This is a genomic window from Billgrantia saliphila (assembly GCF_002930105.1).
GTDB lineage: Bacteria > Pseudomonadota > Gammaproteobacteria > Pseudomonadales > Halomonadaceae > Halomonas > Halomonas saliphila.
Window position 1 is genome coordinate 216,489 of sequence record NZ_PJRN01000006.1, and the last position, 22,617, is coordinate 239,105.

23 protein-coding genes are annotated in these 22,617 nt (G+C 62.6%); 18 read left to right on the plus strand and 5 right to left on the minus strand.

The annotated features are described in order from the left end of the window. Position 1: 1 nt before the first annotated feature. The 3 genes from CYJ07_RS09145 to hemN form a co-directional block, all read right to left on the minus strand. On the minus strand, positions 2 to 985 hold the full coding sequence (locus CYJ07_RS09145; protein ID WP_104203381.1) for an ABC transporter substrate-binding protein: 984 nt from the start codon (positions 983 to 985) through the stop codon (positions 2 to 4). Beyond that, complete coding sequence (locus CYJ07_RS09150; protein ID WP_104203382.1) at positions 982 to 1,758, minus strand: ABC transporter ATP-binding protein; 777 nt, start codon at positions 1,756 to 1,758, stop codon at positions 982 to 984. The genes CYJ07_RS09145 and CYJ07_RS09150 overlap by 4 nt, the downstream gene beginning before the upstream one ends. A gap of 301 nt (positions 1,759 to 2,059) precedes the next feature. Beyond that, positions 2,060 to 3,445 carry an oxygen-independent coproporphyrinogen III oxidase gene (hemN, locus tag CYJ07_RS09160; protein WP_104203384.1) on the minus strand — a complete coding sequence of 462 codons (1,386 nt, stop codon included), beginning with the start codon at positions 3,443 to 3,445 and terminating at the stop codon, positions 2,060 to 2,062. A 472-nt stretch (positions 3,446 to 3,917) separates the two neighbouring features. On the opposite strand from hemN, the gene CYJ07_RS09165 reads away from it, so the two are divergent. The 6 genes from CYJ07_RS09165 to CYJ07_RS09190 all read left to right on the plus strand — a co-directional run bounded on the left by CYJ07_RS09165 (position 3,918) and on the right by CYJ07_RS09190 (position 7,243). Next, complete coding sequence (locus tag CYJ07_RS09165; RefSeq protein ID WP_104203385.1) at positions 3,918 to 4,340, plus strand: YbaN family protein; 423 nt, start codon at positions 3,918 to 3,920, stop codon at positions 4,338 to 4,340. 42 nt (positions 4,341 to 4,382) lie between these two features. After that, a complete protein-coding gene (locus CYJ07_RS09170) occupies positions 4,383 to 4,829 on the plus strand; it encodes an Rrf2 family transcriptional regulator (RefSeq protein WP_104203386.1) in 447 nt (148 codons plus the stop codon). 163 nt (positions 4,830 to 4,992) lie between these two features. Further along, the gene (locus tag CYJ07_RS09175; RefSeq protein ID WP_231489583.1) at positions 4,993 to 5,304 is read left to right on the plus strand and encodes a c-type cytochrome; all 312 of its coding nucleotides are present in this window, start codon (positions 4,993 to 4,995) and stop codon (positions 5,302 to 5,304) included. Positions 5,305 to 5,614: 310 nt separating this feature from the next. After that, positions 5,615 to 6,157, plus strand: coding sequence for a hypothetical protein (locus CYJ07_RS09180; RefSeq protein WP_104203388.1), 543 nt, complete (start codon positions 5,615 to 5,617; stop codon positions 6,155 to 6,157). Then, on the plus strand, positions 6,157 to 6,537 hold the full coding sequence (locus tag CYJ07_RS09185) for a DUF6164 family protein (RefSeq protein WP_104203389.1): 381 nt from the start codon (positions 6,157 to 6,159) through the stop codon (positions 6,535 to 6,537). The genes CYJ07_RS09180 and CYJ07_RS09185 overlap by 1 nt, the downstream gene beginning before the upstream one ends. A gap of 187 nt (positions 6,538 to 6,724) precedes the next feature. Then, on the plus strand, positions 6,725 to 7,243 hold the full coding sequence (locus CYJ07_RS09190) for a peptidylprolyl isomerase (protein ID WP_269320540.1): 519 nt from the start codon (positions 6,725 to 6,727) through the stop codon (positions 7,241 to 7,243). Between the two features lie 97 nt (positions 7,244 to 7,340). On the opposite strand, the gene CYJ07_RS09195 is transcribed toward CYJ07_RS09190, so the two are convergent. Both CYJ07_RS09195 and hemE read right to left on the minus strand, forming a co-directional pair. After that, positions 7,341 to 7,709 (minus strand): VanZ family protein, encoded by a 369-nt coding sequence (locus tag CYJ07_RS09195; protein WP_104203390.1) that lies wholly within the window; start codon positions 7,707 to 7,709, stop codon positions 7,341 to 7,343. After that, complete coding sequence (gene hemE, locus CYJ07_RS09200; protein WP_104203426.1) at positions 7,702 to 8,784, minus strand: uroporphyrinogen decarboxylase; 1,083 nt, start codon at positions 8,782 to 8,784, stop codon at positions 7,702 to 7,704. The genes CYJ07_RS09195 and hemE overlap by 8 nt, the downstream gene beginning before the upstream one ends. 189 nt (positions 8,785 to 8,973) lie before the next feature. Here hemE and ribA point away from each other — a divergent pair, with 189 nt between their 5' ends. The 12 genes from ribA (at position 8,974) to CYJ07_RS09260 (ending at position 22,177) form a co-directional block, all read left to right on the plus strand. Further along, a complete protein-coding gene (ribA, locus tag CYJ07_RS09205) occupies positions 8,974 to 9,609 on the plus strand; it encodes a GTP cyclohydrolase II (RefSeq protein WP_104203391.1) in 636 nt (211 codons plus the stop codon). A gap of 40 nt (positions 9,610 to 9,649) precedes the next feature. Further along, positions 9,650 to 10,321 (plus strand): PAQR family membrane homeostasis protein TrhA, encoded by a 672-nt coding sequence (gene trhA / locus CYJ07_RS09210; protein WP_104203392.1) that lies wholly within the window; start codon positions 9,650 to 9,652, stop codon positions 10,319 to 10,321. A 95-nt stretch (positions 10,322 to 10,416) separates the two neighbouring features. After that, positions 10,417 to 12,129, plus strand: coding sequence for a sensor histidine kinase (locus CYJ07_RS09215; RefSeq protein ID WP_104203393.1), 1,713 nt, complete (start codon positions 10,417 to 10,419; stop codon positions 12,127 to 12,129). Between the two features lie 27 nt (positions 12,130 to 12,156). After that, the gene (locus CYJ07_RS09220) at positions 12,157 to 13,500 is read left to right on the plus strand and encodes a sigma-54-dependent transcriptional regulator (protein WP_104203394.1); all 1,344 of its coding nucleotides are present in this window, start codon (positions 12,157 to 12,159) and stop codon (positions 13,498 to 13,500) included. 202 nt (positions 13,501 to 13,702) lie between these two features. Next, entirely contained in the window at positions 13,703 to 15,037 is a 1,335-nt protein-coding gene (locus CYJ07_RS09225) for an ABC transporter substrate-binding protein (protein WP_197038303.1), read from the plus strand. Positions 15,038 to 15,103: 66 nt separating this feature from the next. Then, positions 15,104 to 16,426: an ABC transporter substrate-binding protein gene (locus CYJ07_RS09230; RefSeq protein ID WP_104203395.1), complete on the plus strand. Its 1,323-nt coding sequence runs from the start codon at positions 15,104 to 15,106 to the stop codon at positions 16,424 to 16,426. 141 nt (positions 16,427 to 16,567) lie between these two features. After that, positions 16,568 to 17,467, plus strand: coding sequence for a branched-chain amino acid ABC transporter permease (locus CYJ07_RS09235; protein ID WP_104203396.1), 900 nt, complete (start codon positions 16,568 to 16,570; stop codon positions 17,465 to 17,467). Beyond that, positions 17,467 to 18,399: a branched-chain amino acid ABC transporter permease gene (locus CYJ07_RS09240; RefSeq protein ID WP_104203397.1), complete on the plus strand. Its 933-nt coding sequence runs from the start codon at positions 17,467 to 17,469 to the stop codon at positions 18,397 to 18,399. The genes CYJ07_RS09235 and CYJ07_RS09240 overlap by 1 nt, the downstream gene beginning before the upstream one ends. Then, positions 18,396 to 19,178 (plus strand): ABC transporter ATP-binding protein, encoded by a 783-nt coding sequence (locus CYJ07_RS09245; RefSeq protein ID WP_104203398.1) that lies wholly within the window; start codon positions 18,396 to 18,398, stop codon positions 19,176 to 19,178. Before CYJ07_RS09240 ends, CYJ07_RS09245 begins: the two co-directional genes overlap by 4 nt. A 1-nt stretch (position 19,179) precedes the next feature. Further along, entirely contained in the window at positions 19,180 to 19,872 is a 693-nt protein-coding gene (locus tag CYJ07_RS09250) for an ABC transporter ATP-binding protein (protein WP_104203399.1), read from the plus strand. Positions 19,873 to 19,891: 19 nt separating this feature from the next. Further along, on the plus strand, positions 19,892 to 21,022 hold the full coding sequence (locus CYJ07_RS09255; RefSeq protein ID WP_104203400.1) for a zinc-dependent alcohol dehydrogenase family protein: 1,131 nt from the start codon (positions 19,892 to 19,894) through the stop codon (positions 21,020 to 21,022). A 111-nt stretch (positions 21,023 to 21,133) separates the two neighbouring features. Beyond that, positions 21,134 to 22,177 carry a cyclase family protein gene (locus CYJ07_RS09260; RefSeq protein WP_104203401.1) on the plus strand — a complete coding sequence of 348 codons (1,044 nt, stop codon included), beginning with the start codon at positions 21,134 to 21,136 and terminating at the stop codon, positions 22,175 to 22,177. Positions 22,178 to 22,617 lie beyond the last annotated feature (440 nt).

Here is a 22,617-nt window from a genome sequence, read left to right on the forward strand (position 1 = left end):
CTCAAAGTTCGCGCTCTTCCTGCCAGGTGAGATCCAGCAGCGCATCCACGTCGAACGCCGCCTCACCCTCAAGAATGCCTTGGGTTTGCATGATCTCGGCCAGCTCCTTCATGCGCGCGATGTCGTCCTCGGTGAGCTCTGCGCTGAAGTCGTTGGTGGCGATGGCCTGCGCGATCACCTCTTCGCTGGGGACGGTGCTGCCGTCACGAGTCTCGATCACCTCGTCGTTGACGAAGTAGTGGGTGATGTAGGGAGCGGCTTCTTCGGGCGAATTCTCGAGCATGTCGATCGCCTCGCGCTGGGCATCCAGCGCTGCCCACAGCACCTCGCGACGGTTCTCCAGCGTCTCGGCGGAGGTAATCACCACCATGCACGGGAACGGCCACACTTCGCCGATCTCGTAGATCTCCTTGACCGGCGCCTGCAGCTGGGCAAGGCGCGCATAGGGCTCGAACAGGAAGGCAGCATCCACGCGACCGCCGGCCAGCGACTGAACCGCCACCGAGGGCGCGACCCCCATGATGTTGAGGTCGTCGGGCGACAGCCCGGCATCGGCCAGGGTCACGCCCTTGAGCACGATATCGGCGGTGCTGCCCTGCTTCTGCGACGCCAGGTTCTTGCCGGCAAGGTCGGCTACCTCGTCGATGCCGGCGTCTTCTCGGGCCAGCAGCGCATGATAGCCACGCTGGGCGCCGCCGACGATGCGCAGATCGGCACCGCGTCCGGCCCAGGTAAAGGCATTGGAGAAGCCAAGCACGCCGATGTCGAGCTGGCCGCCGACGATGCCCTTGATCAGATCGGTGCCCGAGCTGAACTCGATCAGCTCGGCGTCGAGGCCGTACTTCTCATAAAGCCCGGCCTCCTGGGCGAGCATCACCTGAGCGTCGTCCATCACGCGCACATAGCCAACCCGGAGCGGTTCGTTGGCGAACAGCGGGGTGACCAGCAGCAGAGACAGCAGGGGAGCGATGAGCCAACGTGTCATTGCACGTCTCCTTTCTCGGTTTGACGTTCGGTTTCCTGGGCCTGCGTATCGATGCCGAGCAGGGAGAGAACCTCCCGGCGAATCCCGGCGAAGGCCGACAGGTCATGGGTCTTGGGAATGTGACCGAGCGTGATTTCCTTGAGCACTCGTGCCGGGCGGTGGCTGAATACCAGCACGCGGTCGGCGAGATAGAGCGCCTCGTCCACGTCGTGGGTGACCAATACCACGGTGGGCCGTTCTTCCTCGATCAGATCCTTGAGCACGCTCTGCAGCGTCAGGCGGGTCAGCGCATCGAGGGCGCCGAAGGGCTCGTCGAGCAGCAGCACCTTGGGCCGGGCGATGAAGGCCCTGGCCAGGGCGCAGCGTTGACGCATGCCGCCGGAGACCTGATGCGGATGATAGTCCTCGAAGCCGTCGAGCTTGACCCGCGCCAGCCACTGGCAGGCCTCCTTGCGCGCCTCGGTCGCTGGTCGCCCCTGGAATTCCAGCGCCAGGGCGACATTCTCCCGGAGCGTCATCCATGGGTAGAGCGCGTGTTCCTGGAAGACCAGGGTTCGCTCGGGCGCCGGACGCTCGACCGGTCGACCTTCGGCCTTCACCTGGCCATCGGTGGCGTGCTGCAGGCCCGCGACCATGTGCAACAGGGTCGACTTGCCGCAGCCGGACGGACCGACCAGGGCAACGATTTCGCCGTCGCGAATGGTGGTATCGAAGGTGTCGATCACCTTCAAGTCGCCGAAGGACTTGGTGACCCGTTCGAACTGAAGCTGCATATGAGCGTCCGGAACAACTATATATTCAAAAATGGAATACTAGACTGTCCAGTATATAACCAACTTGACGGCTTTGGAAGCCGAAGGCTGATTACCACTGATGACATCATCTCGCCCAAGGGGCGCCTCCCCCACTTGACGCACCCTGTGCCAGCCTGCAAGTTCCGCGAGGATCTGATAGAGCACATCCATCTGGAGAAATAGCCTGCTCTCGAGCGGACCGTCTAAGTCACGGCCCGCCCATAAAAACGGCGCCCCTCGGGCGCCGTTTCATGTGGTATTCGTGGCTCGGGCAAGCGAATCAGACAGTTCGCGAGAAGCGCCCTTCGTTCGGCTTGAGGTAGGCATCGAAGGCCATGGCCATGTTGCGCATCATCAGGCGTCCGGCCGGGAGCACCTCGATGGCGTCGTCGCGGATCGCCAGCAGGCCGTCCTCCTGCATCTCGCCAAGCTGGTCGAGAGCATCGGCGAAGTAGTCGCGAAAGACGATGTCGTGGCGCGCCTCGACGTTGGCGAAGTCGATCCGACCGTGGCACATCAGGGCATTGATCACGTCGCGGCGCAGGCGATCGTCGTCGTTGAGGCGATAGCCGCGCATCACCGGCAGGCGCCCGCCTTCCAGGCGCGCCTGGTACTGGGCGGTCTCCTTGACGTTCTGGCTGTAGCTGTCGCCGACCTTGCCGATGGAAGTGATGCCCAGGCCGATCATGTCGCAGTCGGCGTGGGTCGAGTAACCCTGAAAGTTGCGCTGCAGGGTACCGTTCTCCTTGGCCAGGGCGAGCTCGTCCTCGGGCAGGGCGAAGTGATCCATGCCGATATAGACGTAGCCGGCCGCGGTCAGCCGGCGAATGGTCAGTTCGAGCAGCTCCAACTTGCGCTCCGGGGGCGGCATGTCCTCGGGGCGAATCAGCCGCTGGGCCTTGAACAGTTCGGGCAGGTGCGCGTAGCTGTAGGTGGCGATGCGGTCGGGATGCAGGGCGATGATCTTTCCGAGCGTGGTATCGAAGCTTGCCACCGTCTGCAGCGGCAGGCCGTAGATCAGGTCGACGCTCACTGACTGAAAGCCGGCCTCGCGCGCCGCCTTGACCAGCTCCACCACCTGCTCCTCGCTCTGCACGCGGTTGACCGCCTTCTGCACGTCGGCGTCGAAATCCTGCACGCCGAAGCTCAGGCGGTTGAAGCCCAGATCGTGAAGCTCATGAATCTGCTCGGGCGTGACCGTGCGCGGGTCGACCTCCAGCGAGAACTCGCGCTCCTGTGCAGGAGCGAAGTGGAAGGCTTTATCGAGAGAGGCCATCAATTCGCCGAGCTGGGCATTGCTCAGGTAGGTGGGCGTACCGCCTCCCAGGTGCAGCTGCGTCATGCGTCGGGTGTCGTCGAACAGTGCGGCCTGTACGCGGATCTCCTGCTTGAGCCACTCGAGATACTCCGCCGCCCGCCCGGTATTGTGGGTGATGATCTTGTTGCAAGCGCAGTAGTAGCACAGGCTCTTGCAGAACGGGATGTGCATATAGACCGACAGCGGCTTGGGCGCGGCGACGCGGTTACTGCGCTCGGCGGCGGCACGGTAGTCGTCCTCGGCGAAGGCCGCGTGGAACTGGGGCGCCGTCGGGTAGGACGTATAGCGGGGGCCCGGTCGGTCGTACTTTTCCACCAGCGGGCGATTGAACAGCAGGTCGTCTTGCATGATCGGAACAGCCTCTTGAACGTTGGCGTGGCAAGCCATGCCTCTTGCCCGACAGTATGCATCCGGCTACATGCAGCGTCTCGACAGCACGCCTCTATGTTGTCCCAGATCAAGTTTGACGATATCCGCTCGGGTCGTCGGCCCAGTCAGGCCCCAGGCCACCTGCTCCCCTCCCAGACCCCAGGCCGCCACCGAGCCCCACAGCAGTGCCAACCAGGCAGTAGCCGAACAGCATTTCGCGCATGGGCCAAAGAGAACCCCAGCAACAACCACTCCCAGCCGTGAAAGATTGCGACAGTGGGGGCATCAGCACGGCATGCAGCGCCGCCAGCGGAAACAGCCAGCGCCAAGCGGGAAGCCGGTGAGAGGCGAAGCCGTCATCGGCATCAACGCCGAGCTTGGCAAGGAGTTTAAACATGTATATAAAATACTACTTAGCGCAGCCGCTGGAAACCGTCGCGAGGTAGCAGCGATGAAACATCACCCTTCACGCCTGGCCTGGCTCACTCTGGCCTACGGCTGTATCGGCCTGGGTGCCGTCGGGGCCTTACTGCCGCTGCTTCCGACCACACCTTTTCTGCTGCTCGCCGCCTGGGCGGCGCCCAAGGGCTCTCCGCGACTGGCGCGCTGGCTCGAGCAGCATCCGCGGTTGGGGCCGGTGCTCATGGCCTGGCAGCAGCAGCGCGCCATTCCACGGCACGCCAAGCGTCTCGCCGTGACCCTGCTGGCGCTGAGCTGGCTGGTGCTTTGGCTGGGAGGTATCGATCCAGTGGTACTGGCGGTGACGGCAGTACTCTTTGGCAGCGTCGGTGCGTTCGTTGCGACGCGACCCGATGCCGCACGTCCGGCCAGGGAAGCAGCTCGCTTGACCAGTGCTAGCATGGAGCGACGTTAAAGCGATGATCTTGACCTTCATCAAGCGACAGGCGGATTCGCCATGCACCTGACACGCTATACCGACTATGCGCTTCGCGTCCTGATCTATCTCGCCGTCAAAGGCGAGGAGCGCTCCACGATCCACGAGATCGCCGAGAGCTTTGGCGTGTCTCGCAACCATTTGATGAAGGTGGTGCAGGATCTCAGCCGCCGCGGTTACATCACCACCATTCGCGGCAAGCACGGCGGCCTATTGCTCAATCGTGCGCCGGAGGAGATCACCCTCGGTGGGCTGGTGCGCGATACCGAGCATGAGCTCAGCCTGGTGGAGTGCTTCCGCGATCACAACGAATGCATCATCACTCCCGCCTGTCGGCTCAAGCCGATCTTCAACGAGGCGATGGAAGCCTTCATGGCGGTACTCGATCGTTACACCTTGGCCGACATGCTCGGTGTCAGGCAACAACAGCTCGCCCGCCTCTTATTGATCCCGGCGGAGGAAACCTAGCCTAGATCAATTCGACCGGATTCGTTTTGGCTTACTATCGAAGCCAGTGCGCTGGGGTCGCTTCCGCTACGCTCGTGTTGGCTCCCCAGGCCGCCTGCCTTCACCGTGAATGGCATCTATGCAAACAACACGTTTCGTGAATAGCACTATCTGGGAGAACACCATGAAAACCTTTACCGCTGCCCTGTTCGCCGGTGCCGCAACCCTTGCATTCGCCGCCTCCGCCCAGGCGCAAGCCGACGGCGAAGCCATCTACAACCAGGCTTGCATGGCCTGCCACATGACCGGCGCCGCCGGCGCTCCGATCCGTGGCGACGCGGATGCCTGGGCACCGCGCATGGAAAAGGGCATCGACACGCTGTACACCCATGCCATCGAGGGCTTCAATGCCATGCCGCCCAAGGGCGGACACATGGGCCTGAGCGATGAAGAAGTGCAGGCCGCGGTCGACTTCATGGTTGAACCGGTGCTGTAACTCCAGTCCCCACTCAGGCTCGGCGACTTCGTTCGTCATATACGGGTCGCCATGTCACGTTCCCGGCATGGTATTTTTCCTGTCCTGCCCTGTTATCGGGCCTGGAGATCGCATTGACCTGAATCAACCTCCTCGACATCGACTTGCTAGCCCGCCTGAGCCGCGGCGAACTAGGCGGCGACCTCGAACCGATGGCCGAAATGGGCGGCCACGGTCATGGCCAGGGAAGCGGCGGTGGGCTCTGAGCCCAGCGGGACAGCCGCTGTGCGGCATGCTAGGCTCGGGCGCAATTCCTTCAAGAGACCCCCGCATGCGCTTGATCGTCCCGCTCGCCCCCGCTTTGGTCGGCCTGGCCCTGGCCGGGCCGGCCGTGGCCATCAACTACAATGTCGACGACATTGAGCGTCATGACGATTGGCATTCGGTGACGCTCACCCTGGGCGAGGAGCGCCATTTCCGCGCCCTTGAACAGACCAGCTACAGCGACTCCATTCTCAGCGTGAACTTCACTCCCGGCGTGTGCGATCTGCCGTGGCTCGAGGTGCGCGTCGAGCTCGAGGAGCACCAGCCCGAAAGCCGCGTGGCCAACCTGGTGCCCGGCGACTTGCGGGTGGATCACGAGACCATCCACAGCGGCATGGCGGAATTCATCACCCAGCGCGGCGACCGCGGTTTCTACGTCAATTTCTACCTCGACACCCAGGTACAGCTGATCGACGAGATGCGCAGCGGCCAAACGCTGCGGATGCGCTTCGATCGTGGCGATGAGGACTACTGGTTCATGAGCTTCGCGCTGGCGGGGGCCGACGCGGCCATCGCCCGTGCCGAGCAGCAGTGCGAGGCTGCAGACTGATGGCCGCGCTGCTGTTTCGGTTGACCCACGTTACCGACGAGGAGGCGTGGGAAGTACGCCGCCTGCTCGACGAGCACGGCTTCGACACTTACGAGACCCAGGCCGGTTTCTGGCGCCTGGGCGTCGATGCCATCTGGCTGCGTGACCCCGCGCAGCTGGAGGCGGCGCGGCAGGTACTCGAGCGCTACCAGGCCGAGCGGCAAGCACGTGTACAGCGGGAGCATGCCGAGCGGGTCGCGCAGGGAGACGCGCCGACACTGTGGCGGCGCCTATGGCAGCACCCCGTGCAGATGCTGCTGGTGGCGCTGGCGGTACTGGCCATTCTCGCCCTCACATTGGCGCCCTTCCTCGGACTGATCGAGCGCCTGGGTCAAAGCTGATCGCACCGTATACGGCCTGGCCCACATCCGTCCCTCACACGCTCTGCCAAGAGGAAAGCCTGACAGCCGGGGGCTCAGGCCGTAAGCTAGACACATACGCTTACAACGCCAATCCACCACGCCCAACAGGAGCTCCCCCGTGCTGAAGCGAACCCTGCTGACCCTGCTTGCCGCCGCCAGCCTGCCGCTGGCCGCCAGTGCCCACGCCACCGATGTGGTGCTTCACACCAACCATGGCCCCATCGGCATCGAGCTGTTCCAGGAGCAGGCTCCCGAGAGCGTCAGCAATTTCCTCACCTACGTGCAGGAAGGCCATTACGACGGCACTCTGTTCCACCGGGTGATCGACGGTTTCATGATCCAGGGCGGCGGCTTCGACGAGGATTTCCGCCAGCAGCCCACCCGCGCGCCGATCACCAACGAGGCCGACAATGGCCTGCGCAACGAGCGAGGCACCCTGGCCATGGCACGCACCGGCGACCCGCATTCGGCCACCTCGCAGTTTTTCATCAACGTCAACGACAACCGCTTCCTCGACCATCAGGGCACCCACTCCGGTCAGGCCTGGGGCTACGCGGTGTTCGGCCGCGTGGTGGAGGGCATGGACGTGGTCGACGCCATCAAGCGCGTGCCCACCACCAGCCGCGGCCCGTTCCAGGACGTGCCGCGCGAGCCAGTGATCATCGAGCGTGCCGAGATCCAGTGAACCCTAGCCCTTGAACGACGACGCCCCGTCACCTTGCGGTGACGGGGCGCCATCGTATCGACCCAGGATGAGCGAAATGCGCTGTGCCGAGGGCACGCTACTCGCGGCGGCGCGCCCACCGCCACCCCAGCAGCACCAGCGCCGCCGTAGCGGCGCCCAAACCGTTGGCCAGGATATCGAGCCAATCGCCGCCGCTGCGGCCCGGCACAGGAATCTGTAGATATTCGATGACGATGCCGTAGAGCGTCGCCGCGACAAAGGCCCAGGGCGGACGCACGCCGGCCAGTCCCATCAGCCCAGCCAGACCGCCGTAGCCGAGAAAGTGGTTGGCCTTGTCCCATGGCATCCGGCTCGGCATCTCGTCGCCCGCGGTCAGGCTGCCGAAGGCAATCGCGAGCGCCGCCAGAACGGCCAACACCGCCCATAGGCGGTGTCGATCGTGCCAGCGCCGTACGGCGTCAGGCATTCTGGTACTGAATGGTGCGATGGTAACGCGGGCTCAGTTCGTGCAGCGCCTCCATGAAGGCGGTGACGCGGTCCGGGTCGGTGAACTGGCTGATGCCGTGCCCCAGGTTGAAGACGTGTCCCGGGCCGGGGCCGTAGCTGTCGAGGATGCGCGCCACCTCGGCGCGGATAGCTGCCGGGCGTGCGAACAGCACGTTGGGATCGAGATTGCCCTGCAGCGCCACCTTGTGCCCCACCCGCGCGCGGGCGTCGGACAGCTCGGTGCTCCAATCCAGGCCCACGGCGTCGGGGCCGGCCAGGGCGATATCCTCCAGCCACTGCCCGCCATTCTTAGTGAACAGGATCACCGGCACGCGGCGCCCGTCGTGTTCCCGCTCGAGCCCTGCGACGATCTGCTCCATGTAACGCAGCGAGAATTCCAGATAGGCCGGCGTGGAGAGCGCGCCGCCCCAGGTATCGAAGATCTGCACCGCCTGGGCGCCGGCGCGAATCTGCGCGTTCAGGTAGTCGGTCACCGCCTGGGCCAGCACGTCGAGCAGCTGGTGCATGGTGTCGGGCTTGTCGTAGAGCATGGTCTTCACATGACGGAAGTCCTTGCTGGAGCTGCCCTCGACCATGTAGGTGGCCAGTGTCCACGGGCTGCCCGAGAAGCCGATCAGCGGCACACGGCCGTTCAGCTCGCGGCGAATGGTCGACACGGCGCGCATCACATAGTCGAGGTCGCGCTCGGCGTCCGGCGCCTTGAGCGCCTCGACATCTTCCACGCTGCGCACCGGCTTGCGGAACTTGGGTCCCTCGCCCGTCTCGAAATAGAGCCCCAGCCCCATGGCATCGGGGATGGTGAGGATATCGGAGAAGAGGATCGCGGCGTCGAGCGGATAGCGCTCGAGCGGCTGCAACGTCACCTCGCAGGCCAGGTCGTGATTGCGACACAGATCCATGAAATTGCCGGCGTCGGCGCGGGTGGCGCGGTACTCGGGCAGGTAGCGGCCCGCCTGGCGCATCATCCAGACCGGGGTGCGGTCCACCGGTTGGCGCATCAGGGCGCGCAGAAAGCGATCGTTCGTGAGATCCATGCAGGCAGTCTTCCACAGGAAATGTCGGCCCATTGTAGCGCATCATTTTTCGCGCGGCTTGACCCTGGCCAAGTGAAACGCGGCACGAAAGCCAGCGCTTCCCGGGGTTGCGTTCGTGAGCGCGGGCCGCGTTCCTGCTAGAATGGCAGCTTCACTTCCGGCATCGCCGTGGTCTGACCGAGGTACCCCGTGACCATTCGATTCATCGCCGCTTCCCGGCTGCCCACCCCCTGGGCCACCTTCACCATGCACGGCTTCGAGGACGAGGCCACCGGCAAGGACCATATCGCCCTGACGCTGGGCGACGTGGCCGACGGCGAGCCGGTGCTCGGCCGGGTGCATTCGGAGTGCCTGACCGGGGATGCCCTGTTCTCGATGCGCTGCGACTGCGGCTACCAGCTCCAGGAAGCGCTCAAGCGCATCGCCGAAGAGGGGCGCGGCGTACTGCTCTACCTGCGCCAGGAGGGGCGCGGTATCGGCCTGCTCAACAAGATCCGCGCCTATCACCTACAGGACCAGGGCGCCGACACCGTGGAAGCCAACGAGCGGCTCGGCTTCGGCGCCGACCTGCGCCGCTACGACCTTTGCGTACCGATGCTCGAGCACCTGGGCGTCAGCGGCCTGCGGCTGATGACCAACAATCCGCGCAAAGTCGACGCCTTGACCAAGGAAGGCGTGGTCATTGCGGAACGAGTGCCCCTGACCACGGGTCTCAATCCACATAACGAGCAGTACCTGTCCACCAAGGCAGGCAAACTCGGCCACATGATGGCGCTGGGGGACTTCACCCGCGCCGGCGACGTGGACATAGAACGCAAGCCCTGAGCCGAACCGGCATCGGGGCGATCCTGACGGAAGAGACCTCATGCCGCACTCCCTCGCCCCAGGCGGGCATCGCCATCACGTTCTCGAGGAACTGCTCAACAGCATCAGCCACGGCATTGGCGCCGCGCTGAGCCTGGCGGGGGTGATCGTGCTGCTGGTACTGGCCAGCCTGGCCGCCCATGTCGACCCGTGGAAGATTGTCGGTATCAGCCTCTACGGCGTGACCCTGGTACTGCTCTACACCGCCTCGACCCTTTACCATGGCGTTCGCCACCCGCGGTTGAAGCGCATGTTCCAGCAGCTGGACCACTGTGCCATCTACCTGCTGATCGCCGGTACCTACACGCCCTTCCTGTTGGTCAACATGCGCGGCCCCACCGGCTGGACGCTGTTCGCCATCGTCTGGACCCTGGCGCTCGCCGGTATTGCCTGCAAGCTGGCCTGGCCGCACCGTTTCACCGTGCCGAGAGTAGCGATCTACCTGATCATGGGCTGGCTGGTCGTTTTCGCCAGCGGCGAGATGAGTGCCCGCTTGCCCACGACCGGCATCGTCCTGCTCGCCGCCGGCGGCATCACTTACACCTTGGGCGTGATCTTCTTCGCCATCAGCGCAATCCCCTACAACCACGCCATCTGGCATCTGTTCGTGCTCGGCGGCAGCACCTGCCACTACTTCGCGGTATACGCCGCGGTACTGCCGTTCGGGGGGTAGAAGGAAAGTCATGTGTGGCTTCCAGGAATCCCCTCGTTTCGTGTAGAAAAGAGCAGAACGCCTTATGACAAGTACAAGAACAAAGAAGGAAGTGCATGAAGCTCAAGCTCAGTCTGGTTGGGCGCTACTCCTTCCTGTCGCTGACGCTGATGATTGGCTCGGTGGCGGTACTGAGTGCGCTTTATGCCACGGTGTCGGACTCCGTCACGGAGCGCCTGGCCGGCGAGCGGCTGGAAGCCCAGGTAGCAGGCACCGCCAACCGGCTGACCAACTTCATCGAGAATCGCATCTACCAGCTCGAAACCTTATCGACTCATCCTTCGATGCCGCTGTACCTACTTTACAGCGATGCGGTCCCGGAAGGTCTGCAAGAGCTGGTGCGTGTGGAAGCCGATGCGCCGGATCTCTATGGCATCCTGTTCTTTGACGCCAATGACGCGCTGACTGAGGTCGTTCCTGGCCAGGCAGCGTCGGGCGAACCCTATTGGGGTCGTGAGAACTGGTCGATCGCCGCCTTACCCTCCGTCTATCTGGACAATAATGAAATCATTGGCCCTAGCCTGACCTCCGGTACTGGCCCGGGCTGGCTGCTCATACGCCAACCGCTACGGGACATTGCCGGCCAGAGCACCGAGGGTGCCATCGCCCTGCACGTTCGCCTTGCCTCCCTGACCGAACTGATGCGCATCGAAAACCTGGCGGGTGTATTGAGGCCGTTCCTGCGAACCCCGGCTGGCGATCTATTGGATCCCACAGGCAATCTTCAACCTAACGAGCCGGAAGGCTTGCGAAGCGGCCCGGAAGTGCTGCCCGGCTGGCGTATCGATTACTTGGTATCGGCCGGCGACATCCTCAGCCCACTGCGAAACGTACAGTTCGGCCTCTACGCTCTGGCCGGAGTGATGGCCCTCGGCATAGTGGCGCTGTTCTGGGCACTTGCCCGTAGCCTTCGCCGACGAGTGAGTCGGCTGGTGACAGGAGCGGAGGCCTTCGCTTCCGGCGACCTGCATTTCCGCCTTCAGACCCCACGCAACGACAAGGACGAAATCGATGTCGTGGCCCATGCCTTCAACGCCATGGCGGATCGCCTTCAGGATATGATCGAGCGGACGGTGCAGGCGGAAAAGATGGCCGTACTGGGTGAGTTCGCCACGGGGGTGGCCCACGAAGTCCGCAATCCTCTCGCTACGATCAAGCTGACGGTTCAGGCACTGGAAAAAGGCGAGGCGAATAGCCAGCGTCGGGCTCTGCTGGTCTCCGTCGAGGAGGAGATCGATCGTCTCAACCGGGTGGTGGGCGACCTGCTCGATTACGGCCGTCCGGTCGCTGGCGAACCGCAGGTGGTGGAAATAGGGCAAATCTTCAGGCATGCCACCATTTTGACCTCGGGTCTGGCCGAGAGCCGTGGAGTGGAGATCCAGGTCAATGGAGATTCGCGGCTTGCCCTATATGCCAGCGCGGATCAGATCATTCAGTGTCTGGTCAACCTGATAGCCAATGCCATCCAGGCCTGCAAAGCGGGAGGGCAGGTTCACCTGCAGGCGTATCGCACCGGCGGCAGCCTGACGATCGAAATTACCGATGACGGCTGCGGAATGGATCAGCAAACGCTGAGAAAGGTGGTGGAGCCGTTCTTCACTACCCGCCAGGAGGGCACTGGGCTGGGCTTGAGCATTTCGCGTCAACTGATAGAACTGAATGGTGGCACGTTAGGAATCCGCAGTCGCCCAGGAAAAGGCACGACCGTTACCATGATCCTGCCGGCGTTACAGGCCGAGGGCGACTCTGCCCAGCCGAGGCTGACATAAGAACAAAGTCTGCGACGAGGACACGCCATGCACACCCATATCCTGATCGTCGATGACGAAAAGAGTTTCGTACGCTCGCTGGCTTTCGCCCTGGATGAGGCGGGGTTCGCCACGCGCAGCGCCCATACCGGCGAAGCGGCCCTGGCCGCCTTGGCAGAAGCCCGGCCTGACCTGATGTTGCTGGACCTGAGGCTGCCCGGAATGAGCGGTATGGATGTATTGGCGGAAACCTCGCGCCAGCATCCCGAGCTGCCTGTCGTGATGGTCTCGGCCCACGGCGATACTCGGGCCGCCGTGCAGGCGGTCAAAGCCGGCGCCACCGATTATTTGACCAAGCCCTTCGCCCTGGATGAGTTGCTTCACCTGGTCTCGACGCTGACCGAACGCAACCAGATGCGCGACGAACTGGCCTATCACCGCAGCCGTGGTGCATCGGCGTCGGGGCTGGTGGGAAGTAGCGAAGCCATGCAGCGGCTGTGGCAGACCGTTCAGCGCGTTTCCGGCAGCAGTGCCGGTCGCGTATTGCTGCTGGGTGAATCCGGCACCGGCAAGGCCATCGTCGCCAGGGCCATCCATGACCAGAGCGCACGCTGCGATAACGCCTTCGTGGAGATCAACTGCGCCGCGCTACCCGAACAGCTCATCGAAGCTGAGCTGTTCGGGGCGGAAAAGGGCGCCTATACCGGTGCGCATCAGAAGCGTCCCGGCCTGGTGGCGCTAGCCCATGGTGGGACACTGTTCCTGGACGAGATAGGCGAACTGCCCATGGCCTTGCAGGCCAAATTCTTGCACTTTCTCGAAAACGGCGATTATCGCCCGGTGGGCGGCGCCGCCAGCTACACCGCTGACGCCCGCGTAATCGCCGCAACCAACCGATCACTGGAGGATGAAGTTCGTGCTGGGCGCTTTCGCGAGGACCTGTATTACCGTCTCAATGTCATTGAACTGACCCTTCCCCCCCTGCGCGAGCGCGGTGAAGACATACACGAACTACTGGAGGTTTTCATCGCCGCGCAGGCCCGAGAGGAAGGTTGTCGTCCCATTACCGTCCCCGAGGAGACCCTGGCAAGGCTGGTCGCCTACGGCTGGCCGGGCAACGTGCGAGAACTGCGTAACCTGGTCGAACGCTTGACCATTCTGCATCCAGGTCAGCGAATCCGTCCCGGCCATTTGCCGGTCGAATTTCATCAAGGCACGACGGCTCAACAAGGTAACGACACCACCCTAGGTGAACGGCTACACAGTACCGAACGCCAGTTGGTCATCGATGCGCTCAACAGGAGCGGCGGTCGCAAAGGACAAGCCGCCGAACAGTTAGGGCTTTCACGCCACGCCTTCAAGCGCCGTCTGCAGCGGCTTGGGCTTGCATAGCTGACGCATGCCGGCCAGAGCGGTTACCGCTCCTTTTCTCTTGCCGATGAGCGCTTACCGCTCATTTTCTGTGTCCTGGACCGATGGACGGGCCGCCAATCCAACTCCCCCTCCCCCTGGCACGCTTCTTGCTGAAGTCATGGGTAAGCAACATATAACAAAACCTTGACCACGCCGGACTCAACCGGTCCAGGAGGCAAGCTTGCCGGGACTAACAGTCCGCTTGCGCGCAGCACTCTGCGCCAGCGGTTTGACCGTGACCCTCGCATTCGCCATGAGCGTCGCTCAGGGCAACGAGGCAACCATCAACGAAACGACCTCGGTCGGCCGGGTGGAGCTGGGCGCGCCCGACGTGGTGGCCGACGCCACCGTCGCCTGCCTCTATCCGATGACCGGTCGCTCCGCCAGCTACGGTCGCGACAGTATCGTCGCCATCCGCATGGCCCTTGAAGAACTCGCCACCGATCCGGCTGCGCCCCGGCTACGAGTGATCGTCGATGACTCTCGCTCCAAGGCCTCCTTCTCGGTACGCATGGCCGAGGATTTCATCGAGCAGGATAACGCCAACATTCTCTGCGGCATGGTCAGCTCCGGCGTGGGCATGGCCGTCAGTCGTCTGGCCCGGCAGCGCAAGACCATCCTCGTCGGTACCGACCACGCCTCCTCCCGGGCCACGCTGGAGGAAGGTCACCGCTACTATTTCCGGGTTTCCAGCGACACCTGGCATTCCCATGCCGCTGGCGCACGCTACCTTCAGGAGCTCCAGCGGGAGGGGGGCTGGCACAAGATCGCCTTTCTCGGCCCCGATTATGAATATGGCCGAGTCGCCTGGCGCGACCTGCAGGAAGCCATGGAACTCTATGGCGTCAGCTATGAAGTGACCGGCAGCTACTGGCCGAAGCTCTATGAGCCGGATTACTCGCTCTATATCCAATCCCTGCTGGAATCACCTCCGGACGTGCTGGTAGTCGCACTGTGGGGCGGGGATTTCACGGCCTTCATTGATCAGGCCCGTACGACTCGCTTGTTCGACCTCATGCGAGTGGCCAACTTCGATACCGGCGGCGATTACGAAAGCCTGGTCGCACTCGGTGAGATGCCCCCGGAAGGACTCATCCTCTCCGCACGTCATCACGTCAACTGGCCACAGACACCGCTGAACCGCCAATTCGTCTCTCGCTTCCACGAGCTTACCGGACGCTATCCCAACTACTCCGCACAGGGGGCCTGGGCCGGCATTCTCACTATTGCCAAGGCCATCGCGCTGGCCGGTGACGTGACCGATACCGAGGCGATGGTGGAGGCGCTGGAAGGACTGGAAATCCAGCTTCCCAAGGATCCGGAAGGCTATGTCTCCTACATCGATGCCACCACGCATCAGATCATCCAGGCCCAGGCCATCGGCACGCCCGTGCCCAGCCAGGAATATCCCCCGGCCCGGGTGATCCTGGGCAACTGGAAAGTCTATGACGCCGAATCCCTAAAACCATCGCCGTCTCTCATCGAGAGGCGACGCGGTAGATCTGGTGGCGGCTAGCCCGCTCACCTTTCCAGTACGACAAAGCAGCACGACTACGGCACAACAACAACCAAGGAGTCACCCATGAAGCACGCAACGCAACTTGCAGGCTGGAAGCGCACCCTGCTGGGTAACACCGCCTCGGTGGCGATCGTCGCGGCCGGACTCGTCGCCACGCCCCCCGTCGCCAAGGCGGAAGAAACCTTCAAGGTCGGCCTCGTGACCTTCCTCTCCGGCGGCGCCTCCGGCCCCTTCGGCGTACCCGCCGCACAGGCGGCGGAAACCGTGATCAAGGCGATAAACGCCGGCGAACTGCCCCCGCCTTACGACACCCCGGGGGTAAATGGCCTGCAGCTCGAGTCCGTGGTGATCGACGAAGCCGGCGGCCCCACCCAGCAAGTCGAGGAGTACCGCAACCTGGTGCAACGGCAGAACGTGAACGCGGTGATCGGTTATATCTCCAGCGGCGACTGCCTGGCCGTCGGCCCGGTGGCCGAAGAACTGCGCACCTTTACCATCGCCTTCGACTGCGGCACCCCGCGCATGTTCGAGGAGCTCAACGACCCCACTTACTTCTTCCGCACCGGCCTCGATGCCGTCGCCGATAACGTCGGGGCGGCACGCTACCTGCTGGACCGGCACCCCGATGCCACCCGCATCGCCGGTATCCAACAGAATTATGCATGGGGGCAGGATTCTTGGCTCGACTTCACGCTTTCCATGGAACAGCTGATGCCGGACGCCGAAATCGTCAACAATCAGACGCCTCAGCTCTTCTCGGGTAGCTACGGCAGCGAAATTTCTGCCTTGCAGACCCAGCGTCCCGAGATCGTCCACTCCAGCATGTGGGGCGGTGACATGGAGTCGTTCGTGTCACAAGCCAGCGCCCGCGGCCTGCTGGGCCAGGCAACCGCCATCCTGACCACCGGTGAATCGGGGCTGCATCGGTTCGAGGGGCAGGCGCCCAACGGCACCATCCTCGGCGGACGCGGCCCCTTCGGGGCATTCATGCCGGAGAACGCGCTGAGTGAGTGGTTCAACGAGGCCTACGAGGCCGAACACGGCACCCCTCCGAGCTACCCCTCCTCGAAAATGGCACAGGCCATCCTGGCCCTCAAATTTGCCGCCGACAACTCCGGCGCCGACGGCGTGCCCAGCAGCGAAGAGCTGGCCAGCACCCTGAAGGGAGCCGAGTTCGAATCCGTCAGCGGCACCGTGCGCATGGCCTTGGCCAATGGCCACCAGGCCATGCAGGACATGCTCTACGGCGAATATCACTACACCCCGGGCGAGGGTGCTGAGCTGCGCAACGTCCGCTCCTACCGTGGAGAGTGTGTCTCCGCCCCGGATGGCCAGAACGCCCAGGAGTGGATTCGTGCAGGTTTCCCCGGCGCCCAGTGCGATTGAACTCTCTCCGTCGGCAACCCTGGTGTGTTGCCGGCCACCGAGAGCTACTGAACCTGGATGTCGCCCCGTTCAGCGGCGCTCCGTGTCGCTGAACGGGCAGCACCCAGGCAGTGGTCTCCCACCGATAACTGGAGCAGAGCGATGTTAACGGTCTGGGCAATACTGATTGACGGCTTCATCTACGCCTCATGGCTGTTTCTGGTGGCGGCAGGTCTGACCGTCATCTATGGCGTCATGAGAATTCTGAACATGGCCCATGGAAGTCTCTATGCCCTGGGCGCCTATGCGGCAGCTTCGGCCATCGGCTGGTATTACGCCGGAGGCGGCAGCCAGCTATGGCTGGCCTTTGCCATCCTGGCCGGCTGCGCCCTCGCCATTGGTGCGCTCAGTGGTCTCTTGATCGAGCGGGGCATACTGCGGTTGATGTATGGCCGCGACGAAATCCTGATGCTGATCGTCACCTTCGCGATCCTGCTTATTCTCGAAGATGCGATGAAACTGCTATGGGGCACAACGCCGTATTACGCATGGCAGCCCTACGCTGCCATGGGGCGGGTCGACATCGACGTCCTCACGGTTTCCGGCTACGACATCATGGTGCTGTGCCTGTCGATCGCCATCGGTCTTGGCCTCTGGTTCTGGCTGGAACGTACCAACCTCGGCAAGATCCTTCGCTCGATCATCCACGACCGGGAAGTCTCCGAAGCCATGGGCGTCAATGTACGCCGCATGTTCACCATCACGTTCATGGTTGGCGCCACCCTGGGGGCCGTTGCCGGCGGCATTACGGCTCCGATCATCTCCGTGGTGCCGGGCATAGGCATCGAGGTCATCGTGCTGGCCTTTGCGGTGGTGGTGACCGGTGGCCTGGGCAGCATCACTGGTGCCGCCGCAGGCGCCATCATCGTCGGCCTGGCCAGGGCCACATCGATCCACACCATGCCTCAGTTCGAACTGTTCATCATCTACGCAGTGATGGCTGCCGTGCTCATTTTCCGGCCCAACGGCCTGTTCGGTCAGGCAACTGCGAGGAAAATCTGATGCCTCTACAGAAATCCGAAACTCTGATGGTCGCTGCCGCCGTGGCCATTGGCCTGGCCGGGTTGATGAGCCCGAGCTGGCTGATCTTCCTCACCACACTGGCCGTCGCCAAAGCGCTGGTGGTTCTCGGTGTGGTCATGCTCATGCGCTCGGGCCTGGTCTCGTTCGGCCAAGGACTGTTCTTCTGCATCGGTGGCTATGCGGTAGGCATGGGTGGCCGCTTCTGGGGAATTCAGGACGCCCTGGTACTGATTCTGACTGGGGTCGTAGCCTCTACGGCCATAGCGATGATCCTGGGCCTGCTGTTGACCCGTTACCGGGAAATCTTCTTCGCCATGCTGACCATGGCATTTTCGATGATCCTGTTCGGCGTACTGGTCAAGAGCCATAACCTCGGCAGCACCGATGGCTTCAGTGTCATGGAGTGGTCGCTGTTCGGCTGGATACCGCAGTCCGGCATGGGCGTGTTCTGGCTCACGCTGGCGATTGGCCTGCTGATCGCGCTGTTTCTCAATCGCTTTTTCCAGTCCAGCATTGGCCTGGCCTGCGAGGCCATCCGCGAAAACGAGGTTCGCGTGGAGTACATGGGCATCTCGCGCCGGCAGGTACTCTACATCAACTATGTTCTGGCCGCGGCGATCGGTGCCATGGGGGGCTCGCTGACGGCCCTGGCCGCCGGACACGTCGACCCCGAAATGGCCTACTGGACCATCTCCGGCGAGTTCGTCTTCATCGCCCTGCTCGGTGGCACCGGGCACGTTGCAGCGGCATTCATCGCCTCCATGATCTTCGCCTTGGTCAGAACCTACGCGGTGGAGTTCCTCCCCAATTCTTGGCAGATGATTCTCGGCATCGTGCTGCTGTTGATCATCCTGTTCCTGCCCAAGGGAATCTGGAGCCTGTTCCGCCGTTCGCGGAGGGCCACGACATGACCGAGATTCTCAGAACGGAAAGCCTTTCCCGCTATTTCGGCGCGGTGACGGCCGCGGAAGATATCAGCGTTACCATCACCCAGGGCGAAATCGTCGGTGTCATCGGTGCCAACGGTGCCGGGAAGACCACCTTCATCAATATGATTACCGGCTATCTTCCCCCTTCGAAAGGCAGCATTTACTTCAATGGTCGCCCCATCAAGGGACTGGGGCCACGCAAGCTGATGCGTGAGGGATTGGCCCGCTCCTTCCAGATTCCCCAGCTCTTTCTTGAGCTTTCGGTGATCGACAATCTGGCCATCGCATTGGCAGCCGCCCAGAACCAGCACATGCAGATGCTACAACCGGTGCGTACTCCCGAGCGCCTGGCAGCGGCGGACGAAATCGTCAGCCAAATGGACATTGCCCGGTACCGCGACGAAATGGTGACCGCAATGCCCCAAGGAGCGCGCAAGTTGCTCGACATCGCCATTGCCATGCTCGGTGAGCCCAAGATGCTGCTGCTGGACGAGCCCACCAGCGGGGTCAGCATGGAAGAGAAACACGCATTGATGGACACGGTAATGGAGGCGGTGAAACGGCGCGGCCTGACGGTGCTGTTCGTCGAGCACGACATGGAGATCATTCAGAAATATGTGACTCGTGTAATGGCCTTTGCCAATGGCGTGGTGATCAAGGATGGCCCCGTGGAGGAGGTGATGAACGACGAGCAGGTGCAGGCCCTGGTGACCGGCAAACGGTCTCGCAAGAGCTCTGCAACCGAGAAGGGGGATGTCTGACATGAGCCTGGAAATTACCGACCTGAACGTCTCGATCGGCCCCATCAGCATCCTGCGGGACATCAACCTGACGATTCCCACCGGCCAGATGGCCGGCTTGATCGGCCATAACGGCGCCGGCAAGACCACCCTGATCCGCGCCGTCATGGGCCTATTACCGGCAACGTCCGGCTCCATCCGTTTCAAGGGGGAAGAGCTGACCCAATTGGCCCCCTATCGTCGCGCCAAGCTGCAAGTCAGCTACATGCCGGAAGACAGGCGTCTCATTCCCGAACTGACAGTGACCGAAAACATGCTGATGCCGGCCTGGGCCAACAGGATCGGCGACGGCAAAGAGCGCCTCGAGTGGGTGTACTCGCTGATACCGGAAATCGCCGACTTCGGCGAGCGCAAGGCGCTACAGCTCTCTGGCGGTCAACAAAAATTGGTAGCCCTGGGCCGGGCACTGATTCCCGGGCGTGAGCTGATCCTGCTCGACGAGCCGTTCGAAGGGGTGGCGCCGGTGTTGGCGCAACGGCTGTCCGCCGTCATCGCCGACTTGCGAGGCGAGGGCCTGACGGTACTGATTGCGGAATCCGACGACAGCCACTCCGCAAATCTTGTCGATAAGACCTGGCGCATCGAGCGAGGCACCGTTTCGTTCGGCCGTAAGGAAAACGCTACAAGCAACAGTCAACAACAACATACTGCCTGAGAACGACAAGGAGTCGGCCATGAAAATTCGAGCTGCGGTACTGCAAGCCACCGGCGCCAAACGCCCCTATCAGGAAACGCAACCGCTGGTGATCGAGGAGCTGGAGCTGGACCCGCCCGGCAGCAATGAGGTGCTGGTGCAGATCAAGGCCGCCGGCCTGTGCCATTCCGACCTCTCGGTCATGGATGGGAACCGGCCTCGACCGACCCCCATGGTACTAGGTCATGAAGCCGCCGGTATCGTGAAAGCCGTGGGGGAAGGCGTGCACGATCTCCGGGAAGGCGATCACGTGGTCACCGTCTTCGTCCCCAGCTGCGGCCATTGCGCGCCTTGCGCTGAAGGGCGACCGGCGCTGTGCGAGCCCGCTGCCGTCGCCAATAACGCCGGCACCTTGATCAGCGGCGAGCGTCGACTCCACCGGGCGGACGGTACGGACGTACATCACCATATCGGCGTCTCGGCCTTTGCCGAGTATGCCGTGCTGTCACGCCATTCCCTGGTCAAGGTCGATGCCGAGCTTCCTCTCCACCATGCCGCCCTGTTCGGCTGCGCGGTCCTGACCGGGGTGGGCGCGGCCATCAACTCAGCCAACATCACGGCTGGCCAGACGGTCGCTGTCGTCGGCCTCGGTGGCGTCGGGCTGAATAGCGTATTGGGGGCGCTGGTGGCGGGCGCCTCGGAAGTGATCGCCATCGATCTGGACGACGACAAGCTGGCCTTGGCCAAGGAGCTGGGCGCCACCCAAGCCTTCAATAGCGGCGAGGCGGGCTGCGTCGACAAGATCAAGGCAGCAACCAACGGCGGCGTCGATTGCGCCATCGAGATGGCCGGCTCCGAAAAAGCACTCGAGCTTGCCTATCAGGTCACTCGCCGGGGCGGGATCACGGTAACCGGTGGCCTGCCACATCCCGACAAGAAAGTGGCGATCCAGCAGGTCAGCCTGGTGGCGGAAGAGCGCACCCTGAAGGGCAGTTACGTAGGCAGTTGCGTGCCCATCCGCGACGTTGCCCGCTACATCGCCCTGTTCCGCCAGGGCAGGCTCCCTGTGGACAAGTTGCTTAGCGACACCCTGACCCTGGATCAAATCAATGACGGCTTCGAGAAGTTGGCGGCTGGCAAGGCCGTCCGCCAGATCGTGCTGTTCGATTGATCCGTAAGGTCGCCAAGGCGACGACAGCATTATTCCCAGCACAGGCCAGACGGGCCGCTCCAACGACCATGGGGTGACCAGAACAACAACAAGTAGAAGGAGATGAGCGCCATGCATACGAAAGGACTGACTTCAATAATTTGCAAGAGCGGCATAGTAGCCAGCTTGACCCTGACCGCTGCGGCAGCCTTCGCCCAGCCTTCCATGGAGGTACTGCAACGAGACGCGCCATCGAACTGGGGCAAGTGGGGAGACGGCGATCAGGTCGGCGCCCTGAATTATCTTGGGGGCAACGAAGTCCTCGAAGCGATCGGCACGGTAAACAGCGGCAAGACCTTTACCCTGCAGGTTCCCATGACGGCCGGCGACGGCCCGGTGTTCCCCGGCCGCATTCCTGTACAGCACTACATGTCACAGGATGAAGCCCTCTATGCCTCGGGCAAGCTCGATCCGCTGGCCGGTGGAGTCAAATATTCCGATGACGTTGCCTTCATGTACTTGCAAGGTACGACCCATGTGGATGGTCTTGCCCATGGCTGGTACGGCGACCAAGTCTACGGCGGGGAAAGTGCCCAGAGCACCATCCACGGTCATGCCCACGGCGACGTGGGTGCTATCGGAGAGAAGGGTATCGTGGGACGCGGCGTGCTGTTGGATGTGGGTCGTCACCTGGGCAGCGGTGAAAATCACCGTCTCGCTCCCGATACCTGCATCGGCCTGGACGACCTTAGAGCCACGGCAGAGGCCCAGGGCACCACCATCCATCCGCGAGATATTCTGGTCATCCGCACCGGATCCATCTCCCGTTACTGGGACGAGGAGCCAGATGCCGCCTGGGATGCCATGACCGAACCGGGGCTGTGTTACAGCGCTGAACTGCTGCAATGGATCGATGAGCTGGAAATCCCCGCCATCGCTGCGGACAACCTAGCGGTGGAAAAGGTCTCACAGCAAATCGACGGTGAGACTTACGTCATCCCCCTGCACGGCGCACTGATGCGAGACATGGGGGTAGTGCTATCCGAAATCTGGTGGCTGGAGGACTTGGCCGCAGATAGTGCCGAGGATGGCCAATACAGCTTCCTGTTGGTGGCCGCGCCGCTGAAGATGGCGCAAGGCTCCGGCTCCCCGGTGAACCCTGTCGCTATCAAGTAAACGAGTAATGTAGGCAATTTCCTACAAAACAAATCGTCGATGTCTTACGCTGATGCTTGCTTCATGTTAACGCCCGCTTCGCTTGGGGTTGGCACTTTATAAGGGCAACTGAGCAAGGAGTGCTCAGCAGGGACGACCGAGTCAGGATGACTCGACTATCCAGGGACGCTCGGGACGGAAGGATACCCGAGAAGGATGTAAGGAAGCGAAGATACAGCCCGGCCTCACGGCCGGGTTTTTCGTACGCCGCAGGCGGACCTGTCGCATCTTGATTTTTTAATAAAGCTAAGTGAGAGAAGCGACACAACGCTTCCTTACCCATTCTTACATATAAAAACTATTCTACTGATTTTATTACGCGGTTTCATAGCCTAGGTTAAGGAACAAAGCGCCTTCTTCAGCCATCTTATAAGTATAGGGAAAAGGAAAGCCCAACATGG

Coding starts and splice junctions, on each gene's coding strand:
- CYJ07_RS09145 (WP_104203381.1), bottom strand. CDS start 985: ATGACACGTTGGCTCATCGCTCCCCTGCTGTCTCTGCTGCTGGTCACC.
- CYJ07_RS09150 (WP_104203382.1), bottom strand. CDS start 1,758: ATGCAGCTTCAGTTCGAACGGGTCACCAAGTCCTTCGGCGACTTGAAG.
- hemN (WP_104203384.1), bottom strand. CDS start 3,445: ATGCAAGACGACCTGCTGTTCAATCGCCCGCTGGTGGAAAAGTACGAC.
- CYJ07_RS09165 (WP_104203385.1), top strand. CDS start 3,918: ATGAAACATCACCCTTCACGCCTGGCCTGGCTCACTCTGGCCTACGGC.
- CYJ07_RS09170 (WP_104203386.1), top strand. CDS start 4,383: ATGCACCTGACACGCTATACCGACTATGCGCTTCGCGTCCTGATCTAT.
- CYJ07_RS09175 (WP_231489583.1), top strand. CDS start 4,993: ATGAAAACCTTTACCGCTGCCCTGTTCGCCGGTGCCGCAACCCTTGCA.
- CYJ07_RS09180 (WP_104203388.1), top strand. CDS start 5,615: ATGCGCTTGATCGTCCCGCTCGCCCCCGCTTTGGTCGGCCTGGCCCTG.
- CYJ07_RS09185 (WP_104203389.1), top strand. CDS start 6,157: ATGGCCGCGCTGCTGTTTCGGTTGACCCACGTTACCGACGAGGAGGCG.
- CYJ07_RS09195 (WP_104203390.1), bottom strand. CDS start 7,709: ATGCCTGACGCCGTACGGCGCTGGCACGATCGACACCGCCTATGGGCG.
- hemE (WP_104203426.1), bottom strand. CDS start 8,784: ATGGATCTCACGAACGATCGCTTTCTGCGCGCCCTGATGCGCCAACCG.
- trhA (WP_104203392.1), top strand. CDS start 9,650: ATGCCGCACTCCCTCGCCCCAGGCGGGCATCGCCATCACGTTCTCGAG.
- CYJ07_RS09215 (WP_104203393.1), top strand. CDS start 10,417: ATGAAGCTCAAGCTCAGTCTGGTTGGGCGCTACTCCTTCCTGTCGCTG.
- CYJ07_RS09220 (WP_104203394.1), top strand. CDS start 12,157: ATGCACACCCATATCCTGATCGTCGATGACGAAAAGAGTTTCGTACGC.
- CYJ07_RS09230 (WP_104203395.1), top strand. CDS start 15,104: ATGAAGCACGCAACGCAACTTGCAGGCTGGAAGCGCACCCTGCTGGGT.
- CYJ07_RS09235 (WP_104203396.1), top strand. CDS start 16,568: ATGTTAACGGTCTGGGCAATACTGATTGACGGCTTCATCTACGCCTCA.
- CYJ07_RS09240 (WP_104203397.1), top strand. CDS start 17,467: ATGCCTCTACAGAAATCCGAAACTCTGATGGTCGCTGCCGCCGTGGCC.
- CYJ07_RS09245 (WP_104203398.1), top strand. CDS start 18,396: ATGACCGAGATTCTCAGAACGGAAAGCCTTTCCCGCTATTTCGGCGCG.
- CYJ07_RS09250 (WP_104203399.1), top strand. CDS start 19,180: ATGAGCCTGGAAATTACCGACCTGAACGTCTCGATCGGCCCCATCAGC.
- CYJ07_RS09255 (WP_104203400.1), top strand. CDS start 19,892: ATGAAAATTCGAGCTGCGGTACTGCAAGCCACCGGCGCCAAACGCCCC.
- CYJ07_RS09260 (WP_104203401.1), top strand. CDS start 21,134: ATGCATACGAAAGGACTGACTTCAATAATTTGCAAGAGCGGCATAGTA.